This window comes from Armatimonadia bacterium (genome assembly GCA_039679385.1).
Taxonomy (GTDB): Bacteria; Armatimonadota; Zipacnadia; order Zipacnadales; family JABUFB01; genus JAJFTQ01.
This window is the reverse complement of record JBDKVB010000097.1, coordinates 52,562-78,647: the sequence shown is the minus strand read 5'-3', so window position 1 is coordinate 78,647 and position 26,086 is coordinate 52,562. Positions and strand designations below refer to the sequence as shown.

Below are 26,086 nucleotides of genomic sequence, written 5' to 3'. Positions count from 1 at the left end.
TCAGATCAGGTCCGCCTGGCGGCTCCACTCTCCCCGCAAGATCCCCTCTGCGCGGTCCGCATAGTCCAGCTTCTCGTCCTGGGGCACCGTCCGCCAGATCAGGAATTGCTTGCGAATCGCGGCCATGAACAGCGTGTTGGTCTTCCTCCAGGAGGTCAGGTCGCCTGCCAGGTGCGTGAGCTTGATGTGGATTGAGTACACCCCCGGGTCCTGGGTGGGCCGACACTCCAGCAGGAAGTCCTGGCTCACACCAAGGTCGTAGGGCGCCAGCCACATCCGCAGCTTCACCGTCATCCCCGTGATCTCGTCAGCCTTCGTCGCGTGGTTCCTCAGGGGCTCCAGTCGTACGTTCTCAGCCAGGAACTCGCCCCCGGCGTAGCCCACGTACTCGTCGAAGAACTCCTTGAGGAAGGCGCAGACCCCGTAGGCGTCACGCCCCGTCACAGTGAAGGGCAAGAGCAGGTCCATCACATCGCCCTGGGGCGCCGGCAGAGACCACCGACGCTCGATCCCCGGCGAGGCGATGTCTGCTGCCCGGCGGCTGGGGTAGATCGTGGACAGCAGGACCACGGTGACAATCACGATTGTCACACCGACCGCCGACAGGGAGGAGTAGTTCAGCTCGAGGCCCACGTGGGCGCCCGTCAGGTATATCACTTTCGCCAGCGCCTGCCCGAGCAGGTAGCCCACGATGGCTCCCAGATTGGCGAAGACCGCCGCTTCGGCCAGGAAGAGCATGGAGATGTGACTGGGTGCGAGGCCGAGGGAGCTGTAGATGCCGATCTCCCTGGTGCGCTCGTACACCGACCCCAGCATGGTGTTCAACACGATCAGCGCTGCAATGAGGATTGGGATGACCAGGCTCTCGGCTCCGGCGACCGAGGTCATGCCGACCGAGCTGAACAGGTAGCTCTCCTTGCCGATGCCCGAGTAGAGGCTCAGCGCGAACCGCTTCATCATCTGGTCGACGCTGTCCGGGACTGCCGAGGGGTCCGTGAATCGCACCGAGATCGCACGGAGCGTTCCGCCGAGTTCCAGCACGCGATCATAGGGCAGAAGGATCAGCTTCTCCGGGCTGTAGTGCTTGTACTCCTGCAGGAGCGACTCCGCACCCCCGGCCCCCAGTTGCGAGCGTTCCTGTGCGGCTTGCTGGATGTCCTTGAGGGTCTCCGGCCGCAGCATGGAGTAGTTCACCGGCATCAGGGGCTCACCGTCGAGGTCCGTCAACTGCCGTAAGGCACCTGAGTCCAGCAGGCCGATGACCCGGAAGTCAGTTCCGAACACGTTAACGGACACCGACCCCAGCTTGTCGGCCGTGATCCCCAGGGCCTCTGCGACGGCCGTCGGCAGCAGTGCTACGTTCCGGGCGTCCTTCCCGAACCATCGCCCGGCAACGAGGGCCTTGCGCATCGGCAGGACTTCATCGGCCTCCGGCGACATCCCCAGCAGGCAGTTGACCGAGTAGCGGGTCGCGGGGTCCGTGCTGAGGGCGATGTCGATGACCAGCTCCTTCTCCAGGTCCGGCGACACATACCAGGCACGGGGTGCCACCAAGGCTCGCCCCTGGAGCTCGTTGCTGATGATGTCGGCGGTCGGCTCCTCCAGCGACAGCCAGGACCGGTCACGCAGCATCACGCCCTGGTAGGCCGGGGTCTGGTTCAGCCGTATCTTGTTGGCGCGCAGGAAGGACTTCACCGAGGTGAAGCTCAGCACCGTAAAGGTGAGCAAAGTCAGGGTGATGGCCGTGAGTGCGGTGCGGGTCTTGCGACGGCGCATGTTCGCGATGCCCAGGGCAAAGGCAGCTCCGGCGGCCGAGAGACGTCCCACATCGGCCTCGTGCACGCCTCCCTGCTGCTGCTTCATCGACTTGAGCTCGGTGTTGAACTTCATGGTCACGATGGCGATGACCGCGACCGCCAGAGCCATGATGACGAAGGACAAAAGTATGACCGGCGGCGACGTGGTCATTGAGAAGGCCGGGTGCACCGCGGCAATCATCAGGAACACGCCGACGAAGACGCCGACGGTGCCCAGGATCTGGTACAAGATATTGCGGCCCGCGAACAGCAGCCGCTCACCGAAGTAGGAGAAGGGCAGCAGAATCGCCAGGTAGAACAGCAGTCCCTTAACCACGTCCACTGCCGTCTTCTGGACCTCCGGGTATGCGCGCGACTCGTAGCCCCAGGCATGGCGACCGGCGGACATCGCCATGTCGTAGCGCCGCTCCGCAAGACTCGTAGCGGCTTTCTCCAGGGACGCCTTCGCCAGGTCGTGCAGCTCGCGCAGTCGAGCGTTGTCGATGCCGTTCTTGCGCAGCTTGGCCATGCGGGACTCGTCCAGACGCCACATATCCCGCCCGACCCGAAGGGGCGTCAGCGGGATTCGCCGCGTCTCAGAGGCCGGATAGCCGATGCCCTCGGGCGTGTCCGGGGTGGCATTGATGAGTGCCATCCTCACGCCCAGCAGACCCATCCCCATCGTCACCTGCAGGTCCACCTGCGGCTGGGAGAAGATGACCGCGCAGGGCTCCACGTAGGAGGGAAACTCGGAGGCCGCACCGGCGGAGCTGGACAGAGCGTAGCCAAAGGAGACCGGCTCGCTGTAGTCCTTCGCGTCATACACGAAGATCCGCTGCAGCGTCTGGAAGTACCGCTCGTCGACGAGGTCATACAGGTCCGTGGGCACACACTGAAACACGATCAGAGGGCGCTTCAGCCCCGCGCGCCCGTAGACATCACGCGGATACTTGCGGTCGCCATCGGGGCCGAGGTCAGGTGCGAAGGTGATCGACCCATCGTCGGGATCGAGCCCATAGGCCTCGAGGGTCCCGCCCGAGGCTCTCTCACCGCGCAGCGTGAACTCGCTGGTCTCGTTGGCAGTTCCCATGACCTCCGTGTGCACGCCCATCATCATCCGGTACTGGCCCTGGATCATCACGAGCGCGCCCGGCACCGGCGTGTTTGGCACGAAGCTCTCGGTGCGCCGGAACTGCAGCACCGTGCCCCGGGCATCCTTGAGTTCGTCCATCTTCTTGAGGGCGTTTACGCGCTTGAGTGCATCCTCGTCGAGCGTAGGGTCCTTGAGGAAGTCACGCAGGACGCAACTGAGCAGACGTACCTGGCTCTGTAGGTTCGGCCCGTCGACATGCCTGGGGGTGTCCAGAGGGGTGTCGACCAGGTCCCGGGCATCATTGACGGTGGCGAAGACAAGTCCCGGTCGTCCGCCCCGGATTGCCATCTCGTGGTCGAAGGCGATCTTGCCGGGGAAGAAGGTGTTCCACTCGCGTCCCTTGACCGGGTTGATGCCGTCGACGAAGGACGTATCGATCGGCATCCCCAGGTCCTCGCAGGCACGCGTAGCATACTCGGACATCTTCTTGCCAAGGGGCGAGTAGAACCGGAGCAGATGCGCCTGATTGTAGTACCACCCGACCTGGAAGACCCCGAAGGACGCGTTCTGGCTGCTGAGGTCGAGGGAGATGAACATGTCGATCTTCTCGAACTCGTCGAGGCGTTGCCAAAGCTCCAGGTCGGCCTGCTTGCGGGCGATGTCACGTTCCAGGCGCGTTGCTCTCACGTGGGCCGCTTCGGGGGTTATCTGAAGCTGGCCAACGTTGACCATCGGCTTCTCGGTAGAGGCACTCCCACTCGCAGGAAGCCACCAGACCTTGCGAGGGCCGGCGCCCTGGCCTGAGTGCTCGAGATCTAGTCGGTGCAGTTCAGCGATGATCTGGCGGTGCTGCCGGTTGAGTTCCTCGAACTCGGTGGTGAGTTCGCGCAGTCTGGGGCGCGCGATCCGTTCGCTGCGCTTGCTTGGCTCACGTCCCCACAGGCGCACGAACTCGCGTGCTCCGGCAAGGGCCTCGAAGTGGCCACTGGTGGCAAGGAAGATCACGCTGCGGTCCGGCGGATCGGCGGCCAGGTTCCGCGCAAGCTCAAGAAGGGCGGCGATCCCACAGGCACTCTCGGCCCCAGGCGCCAGTGCAGGCGCTACCGAGGTCGAGTCGTAGTAGGCCTCCACGATCATGGCGTGGTTGCGAAGCTGCGGGTTCTTGCCCGGCAGGATACCGAGGATGTTGCGGTTAGTGCGGTTCTCCCATCGCACCTGGGCCGTGATGCGCGCCTTCACCGCGCCCAGCGTCGCGGCTGCGATGAGCTCTTGGGCCGAGCCGCCGTCGATGTAGAAGCGTGGGACGTCGATCGGACAGCGCAGGAACTTCACTTCCGCCTCGCCGCGCGTCGTCCTCTCGGGCTCGATGAAGACGACGGCCGCCGCACCCAGCAAGGCCGCGTTGAGCCAGCGCTGACCGTTGTTGAAGTCGGTTAGGACGATGCTCCCGGCGGGGAGCTTGCCGTTGAAGTCGGACAGACGACACTGCCCGACGTACAGCAGAGGCCCGGTCAGGCCTTCTGCCGGGACCTGCGAGGTCCGCACCAGGTTCGGCCACAAGGCCGCGAGACGATACCGCTTGCCTCCGGCTTCGAGGGAGCAACCTGTGTCTGCCGGCACCGGGAGGTCGAACTGCTGCGTCAGCGTCTCCAGACCAAGCCGCTGGAACTCACGCAGGATTAGATCTGCTGCGCGCGTGTTTCCGTCGAGTCCCGAGACGCGAGAGCCAAGATCGGCAAAGCGGTTGATGTCCGTAAGCAAGCGACCAACCTCGACACGCGAGGCGATGGCGGCGTAGTCGGCTGCCAGGCACAGGTGGCCCCCTGTGAGGCCGATCAGACCCAGGCAGGCCATGACCACACAGACGAGCATCGATCTTTGGCGGCCTATCGGCATTCGCTGGTCTCCTGCCGGCGCCGTGGAGGCGTAGTCACTGCTCCGCGGAGTACAAAGAGTGTCATCCGTGACGCCACGAGGACCGGGCGACAGCAACTTCCCCGCAGGGCCCCGCATCCCTCCTGTCCTCCCGGGTCTTTCGCTCAGGATTGCCTCGCGACCCGTTGACAAGCCCCTCAGGTTGCCCGATAATCGTGCCAAAGACGCTCCACGCCCGAGGATCCTGAGCTCCAACCGTGCCGGCATCGCAATCCATGACGGATTGTCCGCGCGTCTCCGCCTAGGGAGGACCACCGTAATGCCGTTGTGCCCCAAGTGCGGCCATGAGGTCGCCAAGACAGACGCTCACTGTATGGATTGCGGGACAGACCTACTTGCCGAGCGCGACAAAGAGCGCGAGGTGCTCCGCCAGATGAGCATGGCCGCCCGGATTGGGAGCGGCCAGCACACTGTGGCAGGAGCATCCTCCGGTACGATGGCGGTAGGGGAGAAGTCGGCCGAGGAGACCCGCATCCGAGCCTTTGACGTGCAGGAGGCCGAGCGCATGGCTCAGGAGCGCACCACCTCTTGGGTCTCCGCCGGTATCGCCCTGGTCCTGGGCGTCGCCCTTGTCCTGGTCGCGCTGAGCCGCATCAAAGCCGGCGGCGGCTTTGACGACCTTGTCGCCCTTCTCAAGCCCAAGGCCTTCCGCAGCCTTTCGAACCTCGGCAGCCCCCTGATGCTCGGCTTCATCCTGCTGGGCCTTGGTGTTTCCGGGCTTCTGATCGCCTTCGGCCAGGTACGGCTTGCCATGGCCACCACGCGAGGCATCGCGCAGGTCCGTGGCAACCTCCGTCCCGACATCGTCCAGGTAAGCCGCGCCACCATCCTCGGGCTGTTCGTGCTGTGCGTCTTCTGCCCGCCGGTAGGCCTTATCATCGGCCTGCTGATGCGCTTCGGCCGCAACCCGGACTTGCGCCCTCTGGGGGCAAGGATGGTGCAGATGGCAATCGCTATCATGGTGCTGTTCGCCGGCAACATGCTCTTCAAGCTCGGGGACGGCCTCAAGACAGTCAAGCCGCCCGCTCACTAGGGCAGCCCGGGAGGCGTCTCCCGCCGCAGGCCGCAGGCTCCACGAGGTGAGTGCAATGCTGACCGAGGAACAGAAACAGAGGCTGCTGTGCGTTGCCCGTCAGTCGCTGCGCCATGCCGTCGACCTTGCCTCGGAGCCGTCCCTGGAGACTGATGACCCCGTCCTGCGGCGTCCCAGTGGCGCTTTCGTGACGCTCAAACTGGGCGGTATGCTCCGGGGCTGCATCGGCCATATCGAGCCCGTGTACCCGCTCCTCCTGACGGTCAGGGAGATGGCTCGCGCAGCGGCACTGGAGGATCCCCGTTTCCCGCCGGTGACGGCCGAAGAGGAACCCCAGATACACCTTGAGATCTCTGTCATGTCCCCTGTGACGCCTGTGCCCGATCTGGAGGCCATCGAGGTCGGTCGCCATGGCCTGGTCGTGGAGAAGGGACCCTTCCGAGGACTGCTTCTGCCCCAGGTCGCGCCTGAGTGGGGGTGGAACCGCGAGGAGTTCCTCAGGCATACGTGTCGCAAGGCCGGACTGCCGGCCGACGCCTACCGCCGTGGTGCCAAGGTCTCGTGGTTCGAGGCCGAGGTCTTCGGCGAGGAGGAAGACTGAGCACAAGCCGTAGTAGGCAACAAAAGAGGCGCAGCCAGGGTGGCTGCGCCTCTGCGTTTTGCGTGATGGCCGGCGTCCCTTCCGACCTGCCACTTGCCCCGCCTATCCTCAGAGCTGCAGCGAGTTCTTCTGGCCCTCGGACTCGTCCGCGATCACCTCGTCGGCATTCGCTCGGATGGTGTTGCCGCGCGTCCTGATCCCGTCCACGCCCTTCGCCAGGTAGATGCCGTTGCGCTGGGTAACCTTCGCGTCACGCATCGTATCCTCGATGGTGTTCCCTATTATGTTCAGGTCGAAGGTGAAGGCCTCGACGTGAATTCCGTCGCCGGGGTGCGACTGGCCGTTGTCACGGATTGTGTTGTCCTGGAGCGTGTTGCGGTGGCCGCCGTTGTAGGCCGCCTCCGCCCGGAAGCACACGCCATGACGCCCGTTGCGCTCGATGGTGTTGGAGACCAGCAGGTTGTCGGTATCCTCATGCCCGATGGAGATGCCGTCCTGCCCATTGCGCTCGATGGTGTTGTTCGAGAACTTGGAGTCCTTCACCAGCCAGCACAGGAACAGCCCGTCACCGTCGTTGGCCGAGATCTGCGATCCACTCACCTCAACGTGATGAGAGCCCGACCCGGGGTGGACGCCATGTCCGGCGTTCCGGTAGACCTTGCAGCGCGTCACCGAGGTGCGCGGACTCACCTGGAAGCTGATGCCGTCGCCATTGAAGTTGCGGGCCGTGCAGTTGTCGATCACGCAGCCCTCGGTCCTCCACAGGTAGATGGCACCGCCGCGACAGCCATTGAGCGGGGCGCTTGTGCTGCGAGAGCCGTCTGCCACGAGGTTCTCGACCCGGGCCCGCTTCATCTCCTTGCCGCAGATCACCGGGTAGGAAGTCTCGACCTTCCCGTTGCGTGAGACCAGGAAGTCCAGGTCCAGCGCTTCGTCGAGAACGAGCGTGTTGCCCTCCACCTCGACGATCGTGCGGACGTTGACATACCACGCGCTGCTGTGGACGTCGTCGCTGAGGGCGATGCCCGTGCCCTTTCTCAGGCCGGAGGCGTCGGCAACCGTTACACGGTCCTGGCCATAGGCGGCATCGGTGGCAAGAGCGACCTTGGTTGACGCCACCTTCTGCAGCACGGGTGCTGGTCCGAGCCCGACAACATTCACACCGGAGCGCAGGAACAGCGAGTTGTACATGGAGTAGGTGCCGCTCTTGACGTAGACCGTTCCGCCACCTTCGCGGGCGACGGCGTCGACGGCGGCCTGGAGCGCGTTGTTGTCGATGCCGATCACGTCGCCATCCTGAGGCCCTACCGTAAGGTCCATGGCAAGCACCGTCCCACAGGTCATGATGGCCAGCCCGCAGGCGAGAGCGCAGAACCTGAGAACAGGGGATAGAGCTGAGTGCGGTAGTGGGAGCAGGACGGAGTGTAGACCTGTGCAAGATGTGGGCACTCCGTGGACCGATGTGCCAAGGGAGCGGGTAAGCCGACGGGGAACAGACCTCATGTCGCGCTGGAGCCTCCAGACCATGGCATCTCAAGCACACTCGACACCATACTACCATCCAGCCTGCCGGGGGTCAAACTGAGGGTCGCCGGGGGAGGTCATCAGGGAGCGGCTTGCGAAATCCTCTCCACAGGGAGGACTTCGGGGCTGCATTGGTCTGGATCGGGTGCGCTCAGGGCCCCCTTGCCGCCCTGCGACTTCCTTGACAGTGATCGGACCTGCCCCTATAATGAGCGTGCGTCATCCGGCGTTGCTGGATGGAGCATTTTGTGTGCGACCGCGGCCGAAGCAAGTCTGGACGATCGGCATGGGCCGGGACGGGCGGATGTCCCGGCTTTGCTTTGTTGGAGCCCCGGGAGCGTGTAGAGCCAGGACCTGTTGTACCCTTGCAGGCAGGCTCTGGGCTACAAGACACCTGAAGACCTCGGACGTGGGGGGCCGTGCCCGTACACCTCGTCGGCAGCCTGTGGCGGCTTACGTCGTAGTGGGGCGTGGAGCCGAACCTTAGGGGGCTCGGGGCGAGCCCGTCTATCGCCACCGGGCACTGCTGCCCTGCCGCTCGTCGTCGCGATGACCGTCTGGGCAGCCACGGCCGATACCTGACGGCCGGGATGCCGCTCGCAGAACCTCAAGGAGACGTCGCCCATGCAATCGCGGACCAAGCTGTGGATTGTCTGGATCATCCTGTTGTTTGTGGGCTCGTTCTTGCTGGCCTTCCAGCCCGTTCGTCGCCCGCCAAGGGAGACGGCAGGCGAGGTGCCGCTGGTCTTCAAGTTTGACCAGCCTCTGGCAGAGAACCCCAGCGAGTACCCGCAGAAGGCCAAAGAGGTCAAAGCGGCCCTTGGTGAGAGCGGCTTCAGTGAGGACGACCTCGATGAAGTCTCGCTTGTGGCCAAGGACCGTGTCGAGGTCAAGATCGTCGTTCTTGATGACAACCAGCTCAAAGAGGACGAGAAGACCATCCTGACCGCTCTCCAGAGGAAGTATAAGGGAGTCACCTCCGAAGGGCGCCAGGACGCACAGGAAGTCGATAAGCCTGTGTGGCAGCTTGGGAAGGCCCTTGCCCTCTACAAGCCGCGGCCCCGCGTCAAGCTCGGTCTCGACCTCCAGGGCGGCCTGCATGTTGTTCTGCGCTGCCTGCCCTATGCGAGCATGAGCTTTGCGACCCCTGAAGACAAGTCGCAGTTCCTCTATGCTGTTGAGCCCGCAAAGCCCGAGAGTGCCGAAGCTGCGCCCGAAGCCACCAATGCCGAAGCGGGTAGTGAGCCCCAGGCGACGGTCGCCGAGGAGCAGACGAGCTCCGCGAGCAAGCCCGGTGGGCCATCGATATCCAAGCAAGAACTCGAAAAGCGCATCCTGGCCAAGCTGCTCAGCGCGAACTTGGTGAGCAGTGGCGACGTTCAGCGCGGGTCTGTGAAGGCCGAAGCGGTCGCGCCGAACCGGGTCGTGGTCAAGACCAGCGCCGCGAAGCGTGAAACCGCGGGAGCACAGCAGCGTGCGGTTCTCAGCCTGCTGCGCGAGATGTACCCGCAGTACACCATTGACCCCGGCGAGCTTGAGGCCGTGCCCATTGAGGCCGACACCGCCGACAAGGTCAAGAACATCATTGACAAGCGTCTCTTCGCCATGGGCGAGATCCGCGAGCCTGTGATCCAGCGCCAGGGCCGCGACCAGATCATCGTTGAGATCCCCGGCGTCAAGGATCCAGACCGTGTGGCGGGCATCCTCAAGAGCACTGCTCTCCTGGAGTTCCGCATCATCCCGCAGCAGTACACGGCGGCCGGCTCTGAGAATACCTACGACGAGTGGCGCGATGCCCGCACCAACCAGATCGTCCCGTGGGAACGCGTACTGGCCGAGTCCAAGGCCGACTACTCGGGCTCTGACCTTATGCCCGAATCCCAGGTCCAGCCCGGCAGCACCGGCGACTGGGTTGTCACCTTCGTCCTCAAGGCAGAGAAGAAGCACGCCTTCCACCAGTTCACGCAGCGCAACGTCGGGCGGCTGATGGCCATCGTGCTTGACGGCAAGTGCCAGATGGCCCCGGTCATCAAGAGCGCGATCCCTGGTGAGGGTATCATTGAAGGCAACTTCACGACCCAGGAGGCCGGCGACCTGCGCTTGCTGCTCAACGCTGGTGCACTTCCCGTGCCGCTGGAGATCGCGGAAAACCGCACTGTCAGCGCCACCCTCGGCCAGGACACTATCGACCGCAGCGTGCGCGCCGGCCTGATCGGCTTCATCGCCGTTGTGGTGTTCATGCTGCTGTACTACCGCCTGCCGGGGCTCCTTGCCGACATCGCGCTAGTCCTCTACGTGATGATTGTGCTGGCAGTGGTCGCCATTTCCCAACAGGTTAAGGGAATTGGTGGAATCACGCTGACCTTGCCTGGTATCGCCGGTGTCATCATCTCGATCGGTATGGCGGTTGACGCCAACGTCCTTATCTTCGAGCGCCTGCGTGAAGAGCTTCGGTCCGGCAAGTCTATGCGTAGCGCAGTGGCAGCCGGCTTCGACCGTGCGTGGACGGCCATCGTGGACTCCAACGCTACGACCTTGATCACCTGCGCCGTCCTCTACTTCCTGGGCACGAGCATCATCAAGAGCTTCGCGGCCATGCTGTTCATCGGTGTGGTGTGTTCCTTCTTCACCGCTGTGACCGTCTCCCGCTGGTTGGTCTCGGCCGTGGCCGAGAGCAGGTTCGGCAACAACCCGGCCCTGTTTGGTGTCACGCCTGAGGAGATCGGCGCGGATCCCGCCACCCGGCGCTAGCTCCTGCTCTCAGCCCGTAGCTGTCGTACCAAGGAGGCCTTCTGGACGTGGAACTCTTTCGCTACAAGCACTGGGACCTGATTGGCAAGACCTGGCTGTGGTTCACCATTTCCGGGGTGACCGTCGTCATCGGCATGCTTGCCCTCGCGGTCCACGGTTTCAACTACGGCATCGACTTCACCGGCGGAAGCCTGCTGCGCTATGAGTTCGCGGTTCCGCTTGCGGCGAATGATGCGGGTGTGCCCGACGCGACTGCCAAGATACGCCAGGTTCTCGACTCAATGAACCTGGGGCACAGCGAGATCCAGTTGGTGGGGAACGACGAGGGGCAGTTCTCGCAGTTGTACCTGCGAACTCCACCCGTCGCCAACGACGAGGAGGCAGCCACCCGCAGCCAGAGCATCGTCGCCTCGCTTGAGAAGACCTTCCCTGACAAGGGCAAGATCAGTGACATGGGTCGCGAGACGGTCGGGCCTGTGGTTGGTGAGGAACTCCGCAACCAGTCGATCCTGGCTCTCGCCATTGGCTATCTGTTGATCCTGATCTACATCACGATCCGCTACGAGATCCGCTTCGGCATCGCGGCGATCATCTCCCTGCTCCACGACATTTTGGTCGTGCTGGGATGCATGGCCCTGTTCAAAATCGAGCTGAACAGCGCCTTCGTTGCGGCCCTGCTCACGGTTCTGGGTTACTCAAACCACGACACCGTCGTTATCATGGACCGCATCCGCGAGAACATGCGGGTCCATCGCCGGGCCACCTTCGCAGAGACTGTGAACGCCAGTCTTCTCGAAGTAATGGCGCGGTCGGTGAACCTGGTCGTGGTTGTTCTGTTCACGGTCGTCTCTCTGCTGGTCTTCGGCGGCGAGGCCATCCGGGGCTTCTCTTTCGCCCTCCTTATTGGTATCTCGACAGGGTGTTACTCGTCGATCTTCACGGCGAGTCCTATCCTCGTTATCCTTGAGAACCGAGCTGCGCGCAACCGGGCTAACGCCGTTGCGACCTCACGCAGCCAGCGTGTGACCGCAACCGTGGGGAACGGTCGACCGCGGTCGACCGCAGCAGTTGCCGAGCCGGCAAGAGAGGTCGCAGAGGGCGATGCGGGTTCGGTCGACAAGGCAAACAGTCGCAAGGCCATCGAGCGGCTGCAGCGGGAAGAGATCGCGGAGCGGCAGGAGAAGGCTCTGGCCGAGCTGGACGCGAAGCGCGACGAGCGGCGGGAACGCCGCAAGCGTGAGAAGGAGCGCGCCGCCAAACAGGCCGGCAAGCCAAAGCGCCGCTTCTGATCCGGTAGACGGCGGGGTACGGCATCCCTGGACTTGGGTGCCTGCATGACGTGAGATCACCTGGGCGGTTGGCTGATGGCCACCGCCCAGGTTTGCAAATCCGAGGTAAGGTGTCGGGCAGTCTGGGCACAGCGAGGCGATCCAGTATGGCGACCGGAACGGCCGCCAGAAGTGCAAGGGCGATAGAGACCAGGCGGGCCGCCGGCCTGTCTGTGGTCTCCAATACTCTCCTCACAGTCAGCAAGCTTGTGGCGGGGCTGGCCACGGGCTCGATCAGTGTCATCTCGGAGGCGGTTCACTCCGGAAATGACCTTGTCGCAGCCCTCCTGGCCTTCTTCAGCGTGCGCAAGTCCAACGAGCCCGCTGATGAGCACCACCGCTACGGCCACGGGAAGTATGAGGCGCTCTCCGGTCTGATTGAGGCCATGCTCATCGTGGTTGCCGCGCTGAGCATCCTCTATACGGCGGTGCGCTCGATGATCAAGGGCCAGTACGAGGAGCTCAACCACGCCCCGGCGCTGGCGGTGATGGCCTTCTCCATGGTCATGAACATCATCGTGTCGCGCACACTCTATCGGGTCGGCCGGAAGCATGAGTCCATCGCTCTTGAGGCCGACGCAGCCCACCTGAGTACCGACGTCTGGACTTCGGCCGGTGTCTTCGTGGGCCTTGCGCTCATCTACGTCCTTGGGCTCTTCGGCTACGACGTTCACTGGCTCGACCCGGCGCTGGCGGTCTTCGTGGCGGCACTGGTCTTGACGCAGGGATGGCGCATCTCGCGCGATGCCTTGGAGCAACTGCTGGACAGCTCGCTCCCGATCGAGGACACCCAGCGGATCGTCGGTACGCTTCAGGAACACTACGGGCGGTTTGTGAACTTCCATCGGCTGCGGTCGCGACGCGCCGGCCACGAACGCTACATTGATCTGCACCTGGTTGTGTGCGATCGTATGACGGTAGCCGAGGCCCACGAATTCACAGACCACCTGGAGGCGGACCTGGCAGGTCTGTTCCCGAGTGCGCAGGTGCTGATTCATATCGAGCCGTGTGACGACGAGGAGTGCAGGGCGAAACGGGTCGCCGGTAACTGGGACTTCTGCGTGCAGGAGAAGAAGAGAGCGCAGGGGCCGACGGACCTCAAGCCACACCGGCAGTCCGACACGACGCCCCCGGGAGGTACACACGATGCGGCAGGTGCTTGAGTTACTCGAACAGGACGCGACCCTGTCCCCTGAGGAGATCGCAACGCGACTGGGTCGAGATGTCGCTGAGGTGCGGGCTGCGATCGCCGAAGCCAGGGCTACGGGCCAGTTGCTGGGCTACTCCGCTGTTGTGAACTGGGAGAAGAACGACAGCCCCAAGATCTACGCCTTCATCGCGGTGTCGGCCGTCCCCGAGCATGGCCGCGGTTTCGACGCCATTGCCGAGCAAATCACCCTCTTCGACGAGGTGCACTCGGTCTACCTGATGTCCGGCGGCTTCGATCTGCAGGTGGTTGTCGAGGGCGAGGACTTCCGTGAGATCGCCCAGTTCGTCGCTGAGAAGCTCGCGCCGATTCCCGGCGTGCGCAGCACGGCGACTTCCTTCGTCCTGAAGACCTACAAGCTTGAGGGCCGCACGGCCTACACACATCGTACTACCCACCGTCTGGCGGTGACACCATGAGCACTCCTTCACAGTCCCTGCGGCTGCGTCCCGAAGTTGAGCACATGCCGCCCTCCGGTATCCGTGAGTTCTTCGACCTCACTCTGGGAATGGAGGGCGTCGTCACCCTCGGTGTCGGCGAGCCGGATTTTGCCACGCCGTGGAAGATCTGCGATGCCGTCGTCGATAGCCTTCGCCGCGGGCAGACCTCCTACACCAGCAACTACGGCCTCATGGAACTGCGCGAGGCCATTGCTGAGGACCTCGGCATGCGGTGGGGAGTGGACTACGACCCGGCTACCGAGTTGATCGTCACCATGGGGGTCAGCGAGGCCATGGATGTCGCCATGCGCGCCTTGCTCTCGCCCGGCGATGAAGTCGTTGTCCCGGAGCCCTGCTATGTCTCCTACAAGGCCTGCGTCTCGATGGCCGGCGGCAACCCCGTCGTCGTTCCCTGCACCGTAGAGCACGATTTCCGGCCGCAGGTGGAGGACCTGGAGGCTGCGATCACCCCCCGGACGCGGGGCCTGATCATCGGCTACCCCAACAACCCGACCGGCACCGTCATGTCGCGCGAGGACTTGCTGCAGATTGCCCGACTCGCCGAGGAGCACGACCTCTTCGTCGTGTCGGACGAGATCTATGCGCACCTGACTTACGACGGCGAGCATACCTGCTTCGCGTCGCTTCCGGGCATGAGAGAGCGCACGATCCTGATGAACGGCTTCTCCAAAGCCTACGCCATGACGGGTTGGCGCATCGGCTTCACGGCAGCCCCGGGTCAGCTGATCGAGGGCATGGTGCGCATCCATGCGTACACTGCCCTTTCGGCGCCGATTAGCGGCCAGATCGGTGCCATCGAGGCTCTCCAGCACTGCGAGCGCGAGATGCACGAGATGGTCCGCGACTACGACCAGCGGCGCCGTGTGTTCATCAAGGGGCTGAACGACATCGGCCTCCCGTGCTTCGAAGCCCGGGGCGCCTTCTATGCCTTCCCGTCCATCGCCCACACCGGCCTGACGTCCAAGCAGTTCTCGAAGGCCTTGCTGTATGACGAGAAGGTCGCTGCAGTTCCCGGCACGGCCTTCGGTGACTGCGGCGAGGGCTACCTCCGGTGCACCTACGCCCAGAGCATGGACAACCTGAAGGAAGCGCTGGTACGCATGGAGCGCTTCCTGGCCAAGCTCAAAGCAGGCAAGGTGCAGGTCGAGTAGCCGGAAACCCCGTAGAAAGCCGCTGTGTCTATGCGAGCGTCACGCCAGGCCAGAGCCACGGGGATCCCCTTCCCCGGCCAGATCATCCTGTCCGTACTTGCGGGGGGCCTCCTGTACATGGCCTTCCCGCCGATCGACATGGGGCCCCTCGCGTGGTTTGCCCTGATGCCCCTCTTCGTGGCCCTGGTAAGCGCCCGAACCGCGGGCCGTGGCGCCCTGTGTGGCCTCGCCTTCGGCCTCACCTTCTTCCTGCCCTTCATGCACTACCTGACCATGTGGGGCCATCCGCTGCCGTGGATTGCCGCCGTGCTGTACCTGAGCGTCTACCCGGTCGTGTTCGGCATCGCGGCCGTCCTGGTGCTGCGAAACCCTTCGCCGGGCTGGCGCGTCGCTGGTATGGCCGGGGCCTGGACCCTCCTCTCCTGGGTTCGCGCCAATGCCGGGGCCCTTGGTTTCACCTTTGGCGACCTCGCCTACACCCAGCATGACCAGCTTCCGGTCCTCCAGGTGGCCTCGGTCTTCGGCGAGTTTGGTCTGACGGCGCTCATGGTGGTGGTGAATGCCGGGCTGACGCAGGGCTTGCTTGGTCTCGCCGCCGAGCGAGGATGGGCGCCCGTAGCCGACGCGAAGGGCTGGCAGCGTCGTGCGAACGCGGCTGCGCTGGCCTCCTACGCGCTCCTCCTCGGCGTCTACTTCGTCGGTGCTCTTGCCCTCAAGCAGGCGCGACACCAGGACGGGCAAGCCGACCCGCAGGGCCGCGTGCTGAAGGTTGCCGTGGTGCAGGGAGGCGTCCCGCTCCAAACACCGGTCACCGATGACGATGTGCAACGGTCAAAGGACACCTACCTGAGGCTCAACACGGTCGTCCCTCCAGACACCGACCTCACGGTCTGGCCCGAGAGCGCTCTCCCTGCCTATATCACCTCCTATCCGGGCCTGGAAGACGTCGCCGCAGAGGGCGCCCGGCAAACCAAAGGACACCTGCTGATCGGTACGCTGGAGCAGCTCGACGGGGCTTACTACAACGCCGCACGGCTCTACGACGCCGGAGGCAAGGTCGTCGACCGCTACCACAAGAACGACCTGCTGATCTTTGGCGAGTACGTGCCGCTACGCGACAAGCTCCCCTGCCTGCGTGACTATCCCCTCCGCAACACCGACCTGACGCCCGGCAGTGGGCGCAAGCTGTTCGACATCAAGGGCGTCCGCGTGGCCCCGCTCATCTGCTTCGAGGCGACCTTCCCGCGACAGACCCGTGAGGTCTGCCGTCAGGGCGCCGAGGTGCTCGCCTTCCTCACCAGCGATGCCTGGGCACAGGACACCCCGGAGGTAGCCCAGCACTCCTTCACTGCCTCCATGCGAGCTGTGGAGTCACGCCGATGGGTGCTGCGTGCCGCCACAACGGGCCGCAGTGCCTTGTACACGCCCTACGGTGAAGTGGTTCAGGAGATACCCGTCAACGGTCAGGGCGTCCTCGGTCAGTCCGTACGACCTGCGGAGGGTCTGTCCATCTATCACCGCATCGGAGACACGCCGCTGCTGGTCATATCCTGTGTACTTTGGCTCGTAGCAGCTTTCTGGAGGCCTGAAGATGCCTGACGCTTCGCTGCCCCGGATCGCCATCCTGTGTGGCTACTCAGATGACCCCAGTCCTCGTGACCACCTTCCCCACAGTTACGCCGAAGCCGTGGTAGCAGCCGGCGGCGCACCCTTCCTCGTGCCTTGTCTCGGGAGCCGCGAAGCGCTGCTGCGAGTTCTCAATGGGGCAGAGGGGTTGCTGATCACCGGCGGTGTCGATGTCGACCCCTTTTGCTACGGGGCGGAGCCTGCACGGGCCCTCGGAGCGCTCAGTCCGGAGCGAGACCGTCTTGACGAAGTGGCTATCGCCTACGCACTCGCGCGTCCGGAACTGCCTGTCCTGGGCATCTGTCGCGGCATCCAGTCTCTCAACGCCTTCGCAGGCGGCACGCTCGTTCAGGACATCCCGACTGAGGTAGAGGGCGCAATCAAGCATGCTCAGAGCGCGCCGACCTCGCATGCGACGCACAGTGTTGAGGTGGTGTCGGGATCTCGCCTCGAGGGGATACTGGGGAAGAGGTCCTGGAGGGTGAACAGCTTCCACCACCAGGCCGTGCGCGACGTGGCAGCGGGCTTCGAGGTTGCTGCAACTGCCCCGGACGGCGTCATCGAGGCCATCGAGCGTAGAGATGCCGCCTTCTGCCTGGGGCTGCAGTGTCACCCGGAGCATCTCGTGGGCCTCGATGAGGGCGCCCGAAAGCTGTTCGCACAGTTCGTTGCCGCCGCACGCTAGTCTTCCGCGCAAGCTTCCCATACAAAGCAAAGGGCGACCTCTATTCGAGGCCGCCCTGTTTGTGTCTGGGGTAGTTGTTTCCGGGTGAGGCTTTGGCCCCGGCCACGCGTCTACGGGTACCCGTCCTTACACAACTGGTAGAAGAGGTCGCCGAGCTTCTTGACGTAGTTCTTGGTCTCCGTGATGTCGGGGATACCGCCGCACCGTTTCACACGGTTTGGGCCGGCATTGTAGGAGGCCGCCGCAAGAGCGAACTGCTCGTAGTTGCTGCGTCCCGACCACATCCTGAGCATCTCGGCGAAGTGCTCGACGCCGGCCCGGATGTTGTCCTGCACGTTCCACTTGTTCGCGACGCGAAAGTCCTCCAGGTTGCAGGGCATGAGCTGTGTGAGGCCCACGGCACCCGCACGTGAGACGCAGAACGGATCGAAGTCCGACTCGCACTTCATCATGGCGAACATCAGCCGGTGGTCGACGCCGTTGACGGCCGAGTAATAGATCACCCAGCGGCAGATCCAGTCCGCCTGGCGCTCACTGAGCTTGGAGTTGCAGCGCCGAATCCAGTTGGTCCACACCTCCAGCTTGCGCTGGTCGATTACCGGGTATCCAACGTTGCCCACGGGGTCCCAGGCGCCTTCCTGACCAGTGCGAGGGGTGCGCTGAGTTGGCACCGCGAACCTGGCCAGTGACGGTACCTGGACCGCAACCCGATCATCCCGGTACTCGGGCGGTAGGGCTGAACCGGCGGCGGCCGTGGTAGCAGGAGCCGAAGAAGCGGCTCGTGCGGGAGTGCTCTGGGCCGGGGATGCCGGCTTCGCTGCCGGGGCCAGCGACGCTGCGCGGGGCAGATCGTACTCGAGGACAATGCCGCGCAGGCGGAACCGCAACTCCAGTTCAGGCGCCGGTGGGACATCCAGGACAGCCCGAACGCTGTCGCCTTCCTGCATGCCGGTCAGCTCGCTGGTGGAGTTGACGTTGATGCACTGGCCATTGAGCAGTGCGAGCCGCACGATCACGGAGCGAGCCGCGGGGTCGTGCGCATTCACGACGATGCGGCCGGCCAGGTTGGCTTGCAGTTCCACGGCCTTGCTGGTGTAGTCTGCCGGACGGATCTCGCCTTCACCGATGGTGGGTGTCGCTGGCTTGAGGGTTTCGCGAGCATAGAGGAACATAGCTACGGCCTCGTCCGGCTCAGTTGGATACTGCGCCGGAAGGTCGCCAACTGCCGCATAGGACATGCCTAGAGTGCAGACCAGAAGGCCCGCGAGGACTATACCGCGCATGATCACTCTCCGTACTGGGGCCGCAGCCCTGCCGCAGGACCGGCAGGAAACCCACGCGGCGCCCCTTCCCAGCACTTGCGAGTAAGGGGAGAGCACCGAAGGAGACGGCCGTGTACCCCCGCCCCAGAACAAAAAAAGCCGCGCGTGCGCGCGACTTCATACGAAGGCCGGCGCCCGACCAGACCCTCACCAGTACAGCTACAAGTCGGCAACCAGGCGTCTCATAGGCTTCTGATGGTACCCCCACGGGGATTCGAACCCCGGCTAACGGGCTGAGAACCCGCCGTCCTGACCGCTAGACTATGGGGGCACCAGTCGACGGTTGGCAAATATACCATGGCTCCCTGGCCCTGTCAAGCGTTGCCACGAGGTCCATTTCCGCAGGCCCAAAGATCGCTCACGGATACCCTCCGACAAGGCTTGCCTTTTGCGGGCGAGTGGTCCATGATAGGTCGCCTGTGAGACACTGCTTCTCTGAGGTCGGCCTTTCCCGTGACCAGCATCGAGCCCCAGAAGCCATCAGCTCAGCCACAGGCTACGACCACTCCTCGGCCCGGCCTTCCCGACCGTGAGCGCGAAGCGGGGATGCGTTGGATCGTGTGGGATGGCGTCCTCTCGTCGACCATGGGCGCTCTCACGAGCGGCGTCTTCCTGACGGGTTTCGCTCTCCTCCTCGGTGCGACCGATACCATCATCGGTCTCCTGTCCGGCCTCCCTCGGCTATCGGCGCTGATGCAGCCGCTTGGGTCCTACTTCGTTGAGCGCCACCAGGTTCGCAAGAGGATCAGCGTCTGGGTCTTTGGACCGGCGCGCATGCTGTGGCTCTTCGTGCTTGCGCTCCCACTGATTGGCTACCAGCGCGGCGTCTCCCCGAAGGCGCTGATTGTTCTCTCCCTCGTCTCAGTTCTGTCGGCGCTCATGGCAGGCTTTGCCTCGGTGAGCTGGTTCGCCTGGATGGCCGACCTTGTCCCGGCACGGATCCGCGGCCGTTACTTCGCCCGACGGACCCTCTGGGCCGGCACGGTCTCGGCCATCGTGGCCTTCGTTGCGGGCAAGTTCGTCGACATATGGAAGGTCCAGCACGGCAAGGACAGCCCCGGCAGCTTCCTGATCGTTTTCGCCATCGCTCTCGCCTGTGGATTGGTGAGCTGGTACACGCTCATCCGCTGTCCGGAGCCGCCCATCCGGGGTGGCGAGGAGGAGGGTGATCGCCTCCATTTCCTCTCCGCTGTGCGCGAGGCCTGGAGCGACGCCAACTTCCGCAACTTCGTCACCTTCTCGGCTCTGGTCACCAGCGGGGTCTGGATCGCCAGCCCCTTTGTGTCGGTGTACATGATCAAGGTCATGGACTTGCCCTACTGGCTGATGGGGCTGTTCGGTGCAGTCAGCTCGGCGGGAAGTCTCTTCATGGTCCGGCTGTGGGGAAGGCTGAACGACCACTTCGGCAGTCGCCCCGTCATGTCCGCCTGCCTGACCGGAGTGAGCCTCATGCCGGTCTTCTGGGCGCTGACTGCGAACGGTGCCTGGTGGCCCTTCCTACTGGCCAATGCCATCGGCGGCGCCTCCTGGTCCGGGTATTCCCTCGCCGAGATGAACATGGTCTTCAAGATCACGCCGCAGAAGCGCAAGTCCGTGTACATCGCCATCTACTATGCGCTCGGCGGACTTCCCAGCCTGATCATGCCGGTTATCGCGGGGTATATCCTGCAGCATACCGAACACCTGGCACTGCACGTGGGGGACTTTACCTTCCTCAACTACCACTTCATCTTCCTGGCCTCCAGCACCACTCGCTGGCTGGGTTCGCGGAGGTTCCAGAAGGTTGAGGAACCCAAGGCCAAATCCGTCCGCCACATGATCCGCGTGCTCAGTCACGTGCGATCAGTGAACCCCTTCCTGGGGCTCGAGTACTCCTTCCGCGTCGTCTCGGTCGCGGCAGGACGAACGACAACTCGCACTGCCCGACGCGCGGCTCGGGCTCTGCGACGCACGGCGGCAAGGCTGCGTGGGCAGAAGCTGCCCCTTGAACCGCCATCAGAACCAGGCCCTCCGGCCTAGAGGAGACGTTACCCATGGAGTATGCCGGCCGATACCCCTTCTTCGACTGGTCACAGGTGAAGACTTACCCGCTGGCCGAGCGCCCCAATGTGCTCAAGCTCCACCAGTTGGTCTCGCCTGAGGCAACCGCCGGTGCGGCTCAGCGTTGGCAGGACGATACTTTGCAGGAAGTTGCCCAGCGCGTTCTCGAAGCGCGGTCCCGCAACCTGCCCGTCATCCTGTTCACGGGAGCCCACTGTATCAAGCTGGGGCAGTCACCCTTGCTCATCGATCTGATGCGGCGCGGGATCATCACGCTTCTCGCAACGAACGGAGCCGGCTCCATCCACGACTTCGAGCTCTCGCTGATCGGTGAGACCAGCGAGAGCGTGCCGAACGCCCTGCCCAAGGGTCTGTTCGGGATGGCGGAGGAGACCGGCCGCTACATGAACCTTGCCCTCAAAGCCGGCAATCGCGAACGACTAGGGTACGGGGAGAGCCTGGGACGACTGATCGCCACAGGCGCCCCGCTCGGGGTCGACTGCCCGCACCGCGACTTCAGCCTGTTGGGGCAGGCCTACGCCCTCGGCGTCCCGGCGACGGTCCACGCAACCCTGGGCACGGACATCATCGACCAGCATCCAGAGTTCGACGGCGAGGCGAAGGGCGGCTGCAGCGGTCGCGACCTGGGAGTGTTCGCCGAGCACGTCACTCATCTGGCCGGTGGGGGAGTGGTCCTGAACGTTGGGTCGGCCGTGACCGGCCCGGAGGTCCTCCTCAAGACGGTGTCGATGGCCGCCAATCTTGGGAAGGCCCCCACGGGGCTTATCACCGCCAACTTCGATCTGCGCACGGGAGCCCCAGACGATATCGTCGACCCTTCGAAGCACAAGTTCTACTACAGGGACATCAAGAGCGTGGTGACGCGGATCCCGCAGGCCTTCGGCGGACAGGGCTACATGGTGGCGGGCAACTTCCTCGACACCTTGCCCGCGCTGCACGACCTGCTGACCCGTACGCACTAAGGTCCGGGCAGACTCCCTGGAGTCTTTCCGCAACGCTTCCGTTACGCCGCCGTTGGTTCAGGCATGGTCCTCGCTCACCGATAGGAGGTGTAGTACTTCAGCCAGAACCGCCATGGAACGGATGCTTGCGAATGCCTCGCCCGACTGCTGCCCTGCTGAAGCATGACGCGGACGACCCACTGGCAGGCGACCAGGCCACAGGGCGCCATGCCTTTCCTGGCCTGCAATGCCCGCAGTTCATTGATCGTGACTTCGCCCACATGCTCGCCCACGATCTGCGGTCGCCGCTGACGGCAATCCAGATGGCCGCCGAGATCCTTGCCGAGCGGGACGACCCCAGGATGCGCGCCAGGCTGGCAGGCGTCGTGTCTGATCAGGCACGGACCATCGCCTGGGGTCTGGAGAGCCTGGTCATGCTGGCGGACGAGGAGCAGCTCCAGGACGCGCCCATGGAGCCCGTCGACCTCGCGCGGGTTCTGCGCGGGGCCGCTGCCGACTTGTCCCCGCTGAGCGGTTCGCGCCAGGTAACGACCACGCTGCTCACTGCCTCGGAGCCGGTGATGGTGGCAGGCGTTCCGCAGGCCCTGCACCATGCTGTTCGATGTGTGCTGCACGTCCTCGTAAGCATCACGCCCCCGGGAGGGCAGGTCACTGCCAGACTCATGGAGGCATCGCCGGTTAGCCCCTCCGATGACACCACGCTGACCATGCTGGCCGAAGCCCCAGAAGCAGGCCCCGGGCTCCCCGTTGACAGCTCCGGTCTGCCCTGGCACCGACTGCCGCTACTCTCCGTCTGCAGCCTCATCGCTCAGCATGGTGGGGCTGTCGAACCCCTTGGCGAGTGGGTGGGCATCACGCTCCGGTTAGCGCCCCTGCACAGCAACTGCAGCAGGATTGGCGCTGCGGCCTAACACTGATCACCGACCCCAGAAGCCCTCTCTCTGCCCTTTCCCCTTGCCTGGTACCAGTGCGTCTGGTTGCCCATGCCACCCCCGGACGTGTCACGTCCCCAGCTATCACGACCCCAATCGACGGACTGCATGTCTCGATAACGCATTTGTGTCAAAGAACGGCCTCCTTACGTACGTGACAAGCAACAGTGGATACATTCTGGAAGTGAGTGGTTGACAAAACAGAGCAAAGCGCCTATTCTCTGTATGTCTGAAGCTGATGTCATGTCGCGAGAAGTGTAATATGGTCTAAGTTGTGGCTATTCTCTGCGGCGCCGGCGGCAGTCGGGGATTGGTCCGGGCTTGGGGCAGCTCGGTCGACGTCGAACCCGACCCACCCGCCGAAGACCGCACTTGGCCATTTGACGCAGACCACCCAGGGGGGACGGCCGGTGACTCGCGCCGAACGTGAGCGTCTCATCGCCGATCATATTCGTCTTGTGCACCAGATTGTCGGGCGCATTGGTGCACACCTGCCGGAGACTGTCGAAAGGGAAGACTTGGTGAGTGCGGGTATCCTGGGGCTGATCAAGGCAGTCGACCGCTATGACCCAGGACGCGGAGCGAAGCTCGCAACCTATGCCAGTTCGGTGATCAAGGGCGAGATCATGGAGTGGCTTCGCTCCAAGGACTGGGCACCACGAAGTGTACGGAGAAGGGCCAGGGAGTTGGCGACCCTGTCGGCCGGCCTTGAGTACGAGCTGGGCCGGGCGCCGACCGAGGCCGAGATCGCCGAGGCGATGGGCGTCGACATCGACCAGTACCGCAAGCTTCTCGACGAAACAAGCGCAGCAGCCGTGCTATCCCTCGAGGAGACCCTCGCGGGAGTCGACGACGAGCGCGAGCCGCCCAGCACGCGTCAGGACGGTTGCGGCGAGTTTGCGGATCCGGCCCTGCAGGTCGAGAACGAGGACGTGCGGAGGGTGCTGGTCGGAGCCGTCGAGCGTCTGCCCGAGCGCGAGCGACAGGTCGTCGGCATGTACTACCAGGAGGGGCTGACCCTCAAGGAGATCGGTGCTGTACTCGGAGTCACCGAATCACGGGTCTGCCAGATCCACAGTCAGGCAATCGCCAGGCTACGAGGCGTCGCGGCCCGCGAGCTGCTTGTGGCCGTTCCTCACTAGAGGTGTCCGTCCCTTTCTGGGCCCCAGGGGCGATCTGCCCTCATGGGGCCTACTCCTGCGACTCCGTGGCGTCCGCTCGCAGCCTGCCCTCATGCCTGCACCGAACTGGGTGCCGCCTCGATCAGGGCTCCGCCAGACCGCCGGAAGCGCTGGCCACGGGCACCTTGGGAAGGCAACTTTTGTTTGTATCGCTGGGAGCCGTATGCTATAATCGCGTGGTTGTTCTGGACGGCTGTCCCATTGCGAAGGGAGTTGTCTGTATTGTCAAGGTACATGAGGCTGATCGGAGCGGGGCTGCTCGTAGCATGCTCCCTCCTCGTCCTGGCAGGCTGCGGGAACCAACCGATTGCCGTGGTCAACGGGAAGAAGATCACCCGTAAGGAATTCCTCGACCGACTCGAGAAGGAATCCGGACGTGACGCCTTGGTAGCGATGGTGCAGCGTCAGTTGCTGGACGATGCCTTCACCGCCGCCAAACTCACCATTCCGGAAGCAAAGATCACCGAGCAGATCAACACGCTCAAAGAGCGGCTTGGCGGGGCAGAGGGTCTCAACAAGGCTCTGACCGCTCAGGGCATGACCGAGCAGGACCTCCGTGACCAGATTGCTTCGAACCTCAAGCTTGAGATGCTGGCCACGAAGGACGTCAAAGTCGACGACAAGGCGCTGCGCGCCTTTTTCGAGCAGTACAAGATGCAGCTCGATCGGCCAGAGATGGTCAACTACAGTGAGATCGTCGTCGCTTCGGAAGACGTCGCGAAGCGCGTCGCCGCGTCGGTGGCCAAGCCTAACGCCAACTTCGCCGATCTTGCCAAGCAGGACAGCGTCTCCGATACCCGCGATCGTGGCGGTAAGGTCTCTCCGCTTCCCTGGCAGGCCATTTCCCCGGCAGAGGTTGCTGAGGCACTGCGCACTCTCAAGCCGGGCAGCGTGAGCGCGCCGATCACCTCTCAGGGCCGATGGTACATCGTCAAGCTCGAGAGCATCACGCCTGCGCAGAAGGCTGACTTCGACCGCGACCGCCAGAAGATCGAGGAGATGTACAAGGCCAGTCAGGCGAAGGCCGGCCCCGAGCTGCTTCAGGAACTTCTCTCGAAGGCGAACGTTAACATCGTTGACCCCAAGTACGCGGACCTCAACGAGAAGTTCAAGCCCAAGAGTGCCCTCCCGCAGTTCGGCACCGGTGGAGCCGGGGCGCCCGCCGCGGGGTCAAACGAAGCTCAGCCGCAGGGGCAGCAGCCGGCGCCGCAGGGCCGCTAGTTCGCAGTCAGCTCCCCTCCATGCCATACCCGACCTTGATCGGTTTCCGGGCGTCCGCCATTGACAGAGGCGGGCGCCCAACGTTGCGACAGGACTGGCCTTGCACATGAAGCAGTTTGACGAGCTCGTACGAATCATGGCCCGCCTCCGTGCGGAGGAAGGTTGTCCCTGGGACCGCGAGCAGACCCACCAAACCCTCAAGCCCTACCTGCTCGAGGAAGCCTATGAGACGCTGGAGGCCGTTGACAGCGGCGACCCCCAGAAGCTCTGTGCCGAACTGGGCGACGTCCTGCTGCAGGTTGTCTTCCACGCCCAGGTGGCCGACGAAGAGCACAACTTCAGCATCGAGGACGTCTGCAGGCGCATCAGCGAAAAGCTCACCTTCCGACACCCGCACGTCTTCGGTGATGTGGAGGTGCGCGACAGCGACGAAGTAGTCACCAACTGGGAACAGCTCAAACGGATGGAAGCGGAGAACGGCGAGCGGGAGTCGGCCCTCGACGGCGTTCCCCCGGCGCTCCCCGCCCTGATGCGGGCAACCTCTCTGCAGAAGAAGGCCTCCAAGGTCGGCTTCGACTGGGAGGACATCTCCGGTCCGCTTGCCAAGGTCCGTGAAGAGCTGGCCGAGCTCGAGCAGGCACAGAAGACCGGCGACAGCCAGGCGCTTGCGCACGAGCTGGGTGACCTGCTCTTCGCCGTTGTCAACGTGGCCCGCTTCCTCAAAGTCGACAGCGAGCAGGCGTTGCGGATGGCTTGCGAGCGGTTCTACGGACGTTTCCGGTATGTCGAAGACGCCGCGCAGGCTGCCGGCAAGGACCTGCACGGAATGGACCTTGCGGAGATGGACGCACTCTGGGACGCTGCGAAGAAGGCGGAGTAGCTTGCGTCTGGACCAGTTCCTGCGAAACACGGGCCTCATCGTCCGCCGCACCGTCGCCAAGACGGCGTGCGATGAGTCGCTGGTCGAGCTCAATGGCAAACCGGCGAAGCCCGCAGCCGAAGTCCGGGTCGGCGACCGGCTAACACTGAAGCTCGGGCTGCGCATCAGCGAGTACGAGGTGCTGCAAGTACCCCTGCGGCCTGTGCCCAAAGCAACGCGAGAAGACTACGCAAAGCTCTTGCGAACAGAAAAGCTGGAAGTCGAACTCTGAGACGCGACGTTACGTAACCTTGTGCATCACTGGGCGTCGCCCAGGTCAGTAGACCGGCGAACGCC

At 64.0% G+C, this 26,086-nt stretch carries 19 protein-coding genes and 1 tRNA gene; 16 read left to right on the top strand and 4 right to left on the bottom strand.

What is annotated here, in order from left to right:
* Positions 1-4,785 carry an FtsX-like permease family protein gene (locus ABFE16_11675; protein MEN6345952.1) on the bottom strand — a complete coding sequence of 1,595 codons (4,785 nt, stop codon included), beginning with the start codon at positions 4,783-4,785 and terminating at the stop codon, positions 1-3.
* 298 nt (positions 4,786-5,083) lie between these two features.
* Here ABFE16_11675 and ABFE16_11670 point away from each other — a divergent pair, with 298 nt between their 5' ends.
* Both ABFE16_11670 and amrA read left to right on the top strand, forming a co-directional pair.
* Positions 5,084-5,857 carry a zinc ribbon domain-containing protein gene (locus ABFE16_11670; protein MEN6345951.1) on the top strand — a complete coding sequence of 258 codons (774 nt, stop codon included), beginning with the start codon at positions 5,084-5,086 and terminating at the stop codon, positions 5,855-5,857.
* A 55-nt stretch (positions 5,858-5,912) separates the two neighbouring features.
* Positions 5,913-6,458 (top strand): AmmeMemoRadiSam system protein A, encoded by a 546-nt coding sequence (gene amrA / locus ABFE16_11665; protein ID MEN6345950.1) that lies wholly within the window; start codon positions 5,913-5,915, stop codon positions 6,456-6,458.
* A gap of 108 nt (positions 6,459-6,566) precedes the next feature.
* Here the strand turns inward: amrA and ABFE16_11660 are convergent, their stop codons facing one another.
* Positions 6,567-7,778, bottom strand: coding sequence for a right-handed parallel beta-helix repeat-containing protein (locus tag ABFE16_11660; GenBank protein MEN6345949.1), 1,212 nt, complete (start codon positions 7,776-7,778; stop codon positions 6,567-6,569).
* Between the two features lie 828 nt (positions 7,779-8,606).
* Here ABFE16_11660 and secD point away from each other — a divergent pair.
* The 7 genes from secD (at position 8,607) to ABFE16_11625 (ending at position 17,191) form a co-directional block, all read left to right on the top strand.
* On the top strand, positions 8,607-10,733 hold the full coding sequence (gene secD / locus ABFE16_11655) for a protein translocase subunit SecD (protein ID MEN6345948.1): 2,127 nt from the start codon (positions 8,607-8,609) through the stop codon (positions 10,731-10,733).
* A gap of 47 nt (positions 10,734-10,780) precedes the next feature.
* Positions 10,781-12,022, top strand: a complete 1,242-nt coding sequence (gene secF, locus ABFE16_11650) for a protein translocase subunit SecF (GenBank protein ID MEN6345947.1) — start codon at positions 10,781-10,783, stop codon at positions 12,020-12,022.
* A gap of 146 nt (positions 12,023-12,168) precedes the next feature.
* The gene (locus ABFE16_11645; GenBank protein ID MEN6345946.1) at positions 12,169-13,224 is read left to right on the top strand and encodes a cation diffusion facilitator family transporter; all 1,056 of its coding nucleotides are present in this window, start codon (positions 12,169-12,171) and stop codon (positions 13,222-13,224) included.
* Positions 13,208-13,687, top strand: coding sequence for an Lrp/AsnC family transcriptional regulator (locus tag ABFE16_11640; protein ID MEN6345945.1), 480 nt, complete (start codon positions 13,208-13,210; stop codon positions 13,685-13,687). The genes ABFE16_11645 and ABFE16_11640 overlap by 17 nt, the downstream gene beginning before the upstream one ends.
* Positions 13,684-14,880 carry an aminotransferase class I/II-fold pyridoxal phosphate-dependent enzyme gene (locus ABFE16_11635; GenBank protein MEN6345944.1) on the top strand — a complete coding sequence of 399 codons (1,197 nt, stop codon included), beginning with the start codon at positions 13,684-13,686 and terminating at the stop codon, positions 14,878-14,880. Before ABFE16_11640 ends, ABFE16_11635 begins: the two co-directional genes overlap by 4 nt.
* A 30-nt stretch (positions 14,881-14,910) precedes the next feature.
* Positions 14,911-16,479 (top strand): apolipoprotein N-acyltransferase, encoded by a 1,569-nt coding sequence (gene lnt / locus ABFE16_11630; protein ID MEN6345943.1) that lies wholly within the window; start codon positions 14,911-14,913, stop codon positions 16,477-16,479.
* A complete protein-coding gene (locus ABFE16_11625) occupies positions 16,472-17,191 on the top strand; it encodes a gamma-glutamyl-gamma-aminobutyrate hydrolase family protein (GenBank protein MEN6345942.1) in 720 nt (239 codons plus the stop codon). The genes lnt and ABFE16_11625 overlap by 8 nt, the downstream gene beginning before the upstream one ends.
* Before the next feature lie 110 nt (positions 17,192-17,301).
* Here the strand turns inward: ABFE16_11625 and ABFE16_11620 are convergent, their stop codons facing one another.
* Positions 17,302-18,474 carry a lytic transglycosylase domain-containing protein gene (locus ABFE16_11620; GenBank protein ID MEN6345941.1) on the bottom strand — a complete coding sequence of 391 codons (1,173 nt, stop codon included), beginning with the start codon at positions 18,472-18,474 and terminating at the stop codon, positions 17,302-17,304.
* A 235-nt stretch (positions 18,475-18,709) separates the two neighbouring features.
* Positions 18,710-18,784 (bottom strand) — tRNA-Glu (locus tag ABFE16_11615).
* 182 nt (positions 18,785-18,966) lie between these two features.
* Between ABFE16_11615 and ABFE16_11610 the strand changes: the two genes are divergently transcribed.
* The 7 genes from ABFE16_11610 to ABFE16_11580 all read left to right on the top strand — a co-directional run bounded on the left by ABFE16_11610 (position 18,967) and on the right by ABFE16_11580 (position 26,021).
* Complete coding sequence (locus ABFE16_11610; GenBank protein MEN6345940.1) at positions 18,967-20,532, top strand: MFS transporter; 1,566 nt, start codon at positions 18,967-18,969, stop codon at positions 20,530-20,532.
* Between the two features lie 14 nt (positions 20,533-20,546).
* Positions 20,547-21,536 carry a hypothetical protein gene (locus ABFE16_11605; GenBank protein MEN6345939.1) on the top strand — a complete coding sequence of 330 codons (990 nt, stop codon included), beginning with the start codon at positions 20,547-20,549 and terminating at the stop codon, positions 21,534-21,536.
* 131 nt (positions 21,537-21,667) lie between these two features.
* A complete protein-coding gene (locus tag ABFE16_11600) occupies positions 21,668-22,447 on the top strand; it encodes a histidine kinase dimerization/phospho-acceptor domain-containing protein (GenBank protein MEN6345938.1) in 780 nt (259 codons plus the stop codon).
* A gap of 431 nt (positions 22,448-22,878) precedes the next feature.
* A complete protein-coding gene (locus ABFE16_11595; GenBank protein ID MEN6345937.1) occupies positions 22,879-23,610 on the top strand; it encodes a FliA/WhiG family RNA polymerase sigma factor in 732 nt (243 codons plus the stop codon).
* 261 nt (positions 23,611-23,871) lie between these two features.
* Positions 23,872-24,870 (top strand): peptidyl-prolyl cis-trans isomerase, encoded by a 999-nt coding sequence (locus ABFE16_11590; protein MEN6345936.1) that lies wholly within the window; start codon positions 23,872-23,874, stop codon positions 24,868-24,870.
* 106 nt (positions 24,871-24,976) lie between these two features.
* Positions 24,977-25,750 (top strand): nucleoside triphosphate pyrophosphohydrolase, encoded by a 774-nt coding sequence (gene mazG / locus ABFE16_11585; protein MEN6345935.1) that lies wholly within the window; start codon positions 24,977-24,979, stop codon positions 25,748-25,750.
* A gap of 1 nt (position 25,751) precedes the next feature.
* A complete protein-coding gene (locus ABFE16_11580) occupies positions 25,752-26,021 on the top strand; it encodes a S4 domain-containing protein (GenBank protein MEN6345934.1) in 270 nt (89 codons plus the stop codon).
* The last annotated feature ends 65 nt before the right edge of the window (positions 26,022-26,086 follow it).

What these genes read in the sequence shown, in the direction of transcription:
- ABFE16_11675 (MEN6345952.1), bottom strand. Translation starts at nt 4,785, where the DNA reads ATGCCGATAGGCCGCCAAAGATCGATGCTCGTCTGTGTGGTCATGGCC.
- ABFE16_11670 (MEN6345951.1), top strand. Translation starts at nt 5,084, where the DNA reads ATGCCGTTGTGCCCCAAGTGCGGCCATGAGGTCGCCAAGACAGACGCT.
- amrA (MEN6345950.1), top strand. Translation starts at nt 5,913, where the DNA reads ATGCTGACCGAGGAACAGAAACAGAGGCTGCTGTGCGTTGCCCGTCAG.
- ABFE16_11660 (MEN6345949.1), bottom strand. Translation starts at nt 7,778, where the DNA reads ATGGACCTTACGGTAGGGCCTCAGGATGGCGACGTGATCGGCATCGAC.
- secD (MEN6345948.1), top strand. Translation starts at nt 8,607, where the DNA reads ATGCAATCGCGGACCAAGCTGTGGATTGTCTGGATCATCCTGTTGTTT.
- ABFE16_11645 (MEN6345946.1), top strand. Translation starts at nt 12,169, where the DNA reads ATGGCGACCGGAACGGCCGCCAGAAGTGCAAGGGCGATAGAGACCAGG.
- ABFE16_11640 (MEN6345945.1), top strand. Translation starts at nt 13,208, where the DNA reads ATGCGGCAGGTGCTTGAGTTACTCGAACAGGACGCGACCCTGTCCCCT.
- ABFE16_11635 (MEN6345944.1), top strand. Translation starts at nt 13,684, where the DNA reads ATGAGCACTCCTTCACAGTCCCTGCGGCTGCGTCCCGAAGTTGAGCAC.
- lnt (MEN6345943.1), top strand. Translation starts at nt 14,911, where the DNA reads ATGCGAGCGTCACGCCAGGCCAGAGCCACGGGGATCCCCTTCCCCGGC.
- ABFE16_11625 (MEN6345942.1), top strand. Translation starts at nt 16,472, where the DNA reads ATGCCTGACGCTTCGCTGCCCCGGATCGCCATCCTGTGTGGCTACTCA.
- ABFE16_11620 (MEN6345941.1), bottom strand. Translation starts at nt 18,474, where the DNA reads ATGCGCGGTATAGTCCTCGCGGGCCTTCTGGTCTGCACTCTAGGCATG.
- ABFE16_11605 (MEN6345939.1), top strand. Translation starts at nt 20,547, where the DNA reads ATGGAGTATGCCGGCCGATACCCCTTCTTCGACTGGTCACAGGTGAAG.
- ABFE16_11600 (MEN6345938.1), top strand. Translation starts at nt 21,668, where the DNA reads ATGCCTCGCCCGACTGCTGCCCTGCTGAAGCATGACGCGGACGACCCA.
- mazG (MEN6345935.1), top strand. Translation starts at nt 24,977, where the DNA reads ATGAAGCAGTTTGACGAGCTCGTACGAATCATGGCCCGCCTCCGTGCG.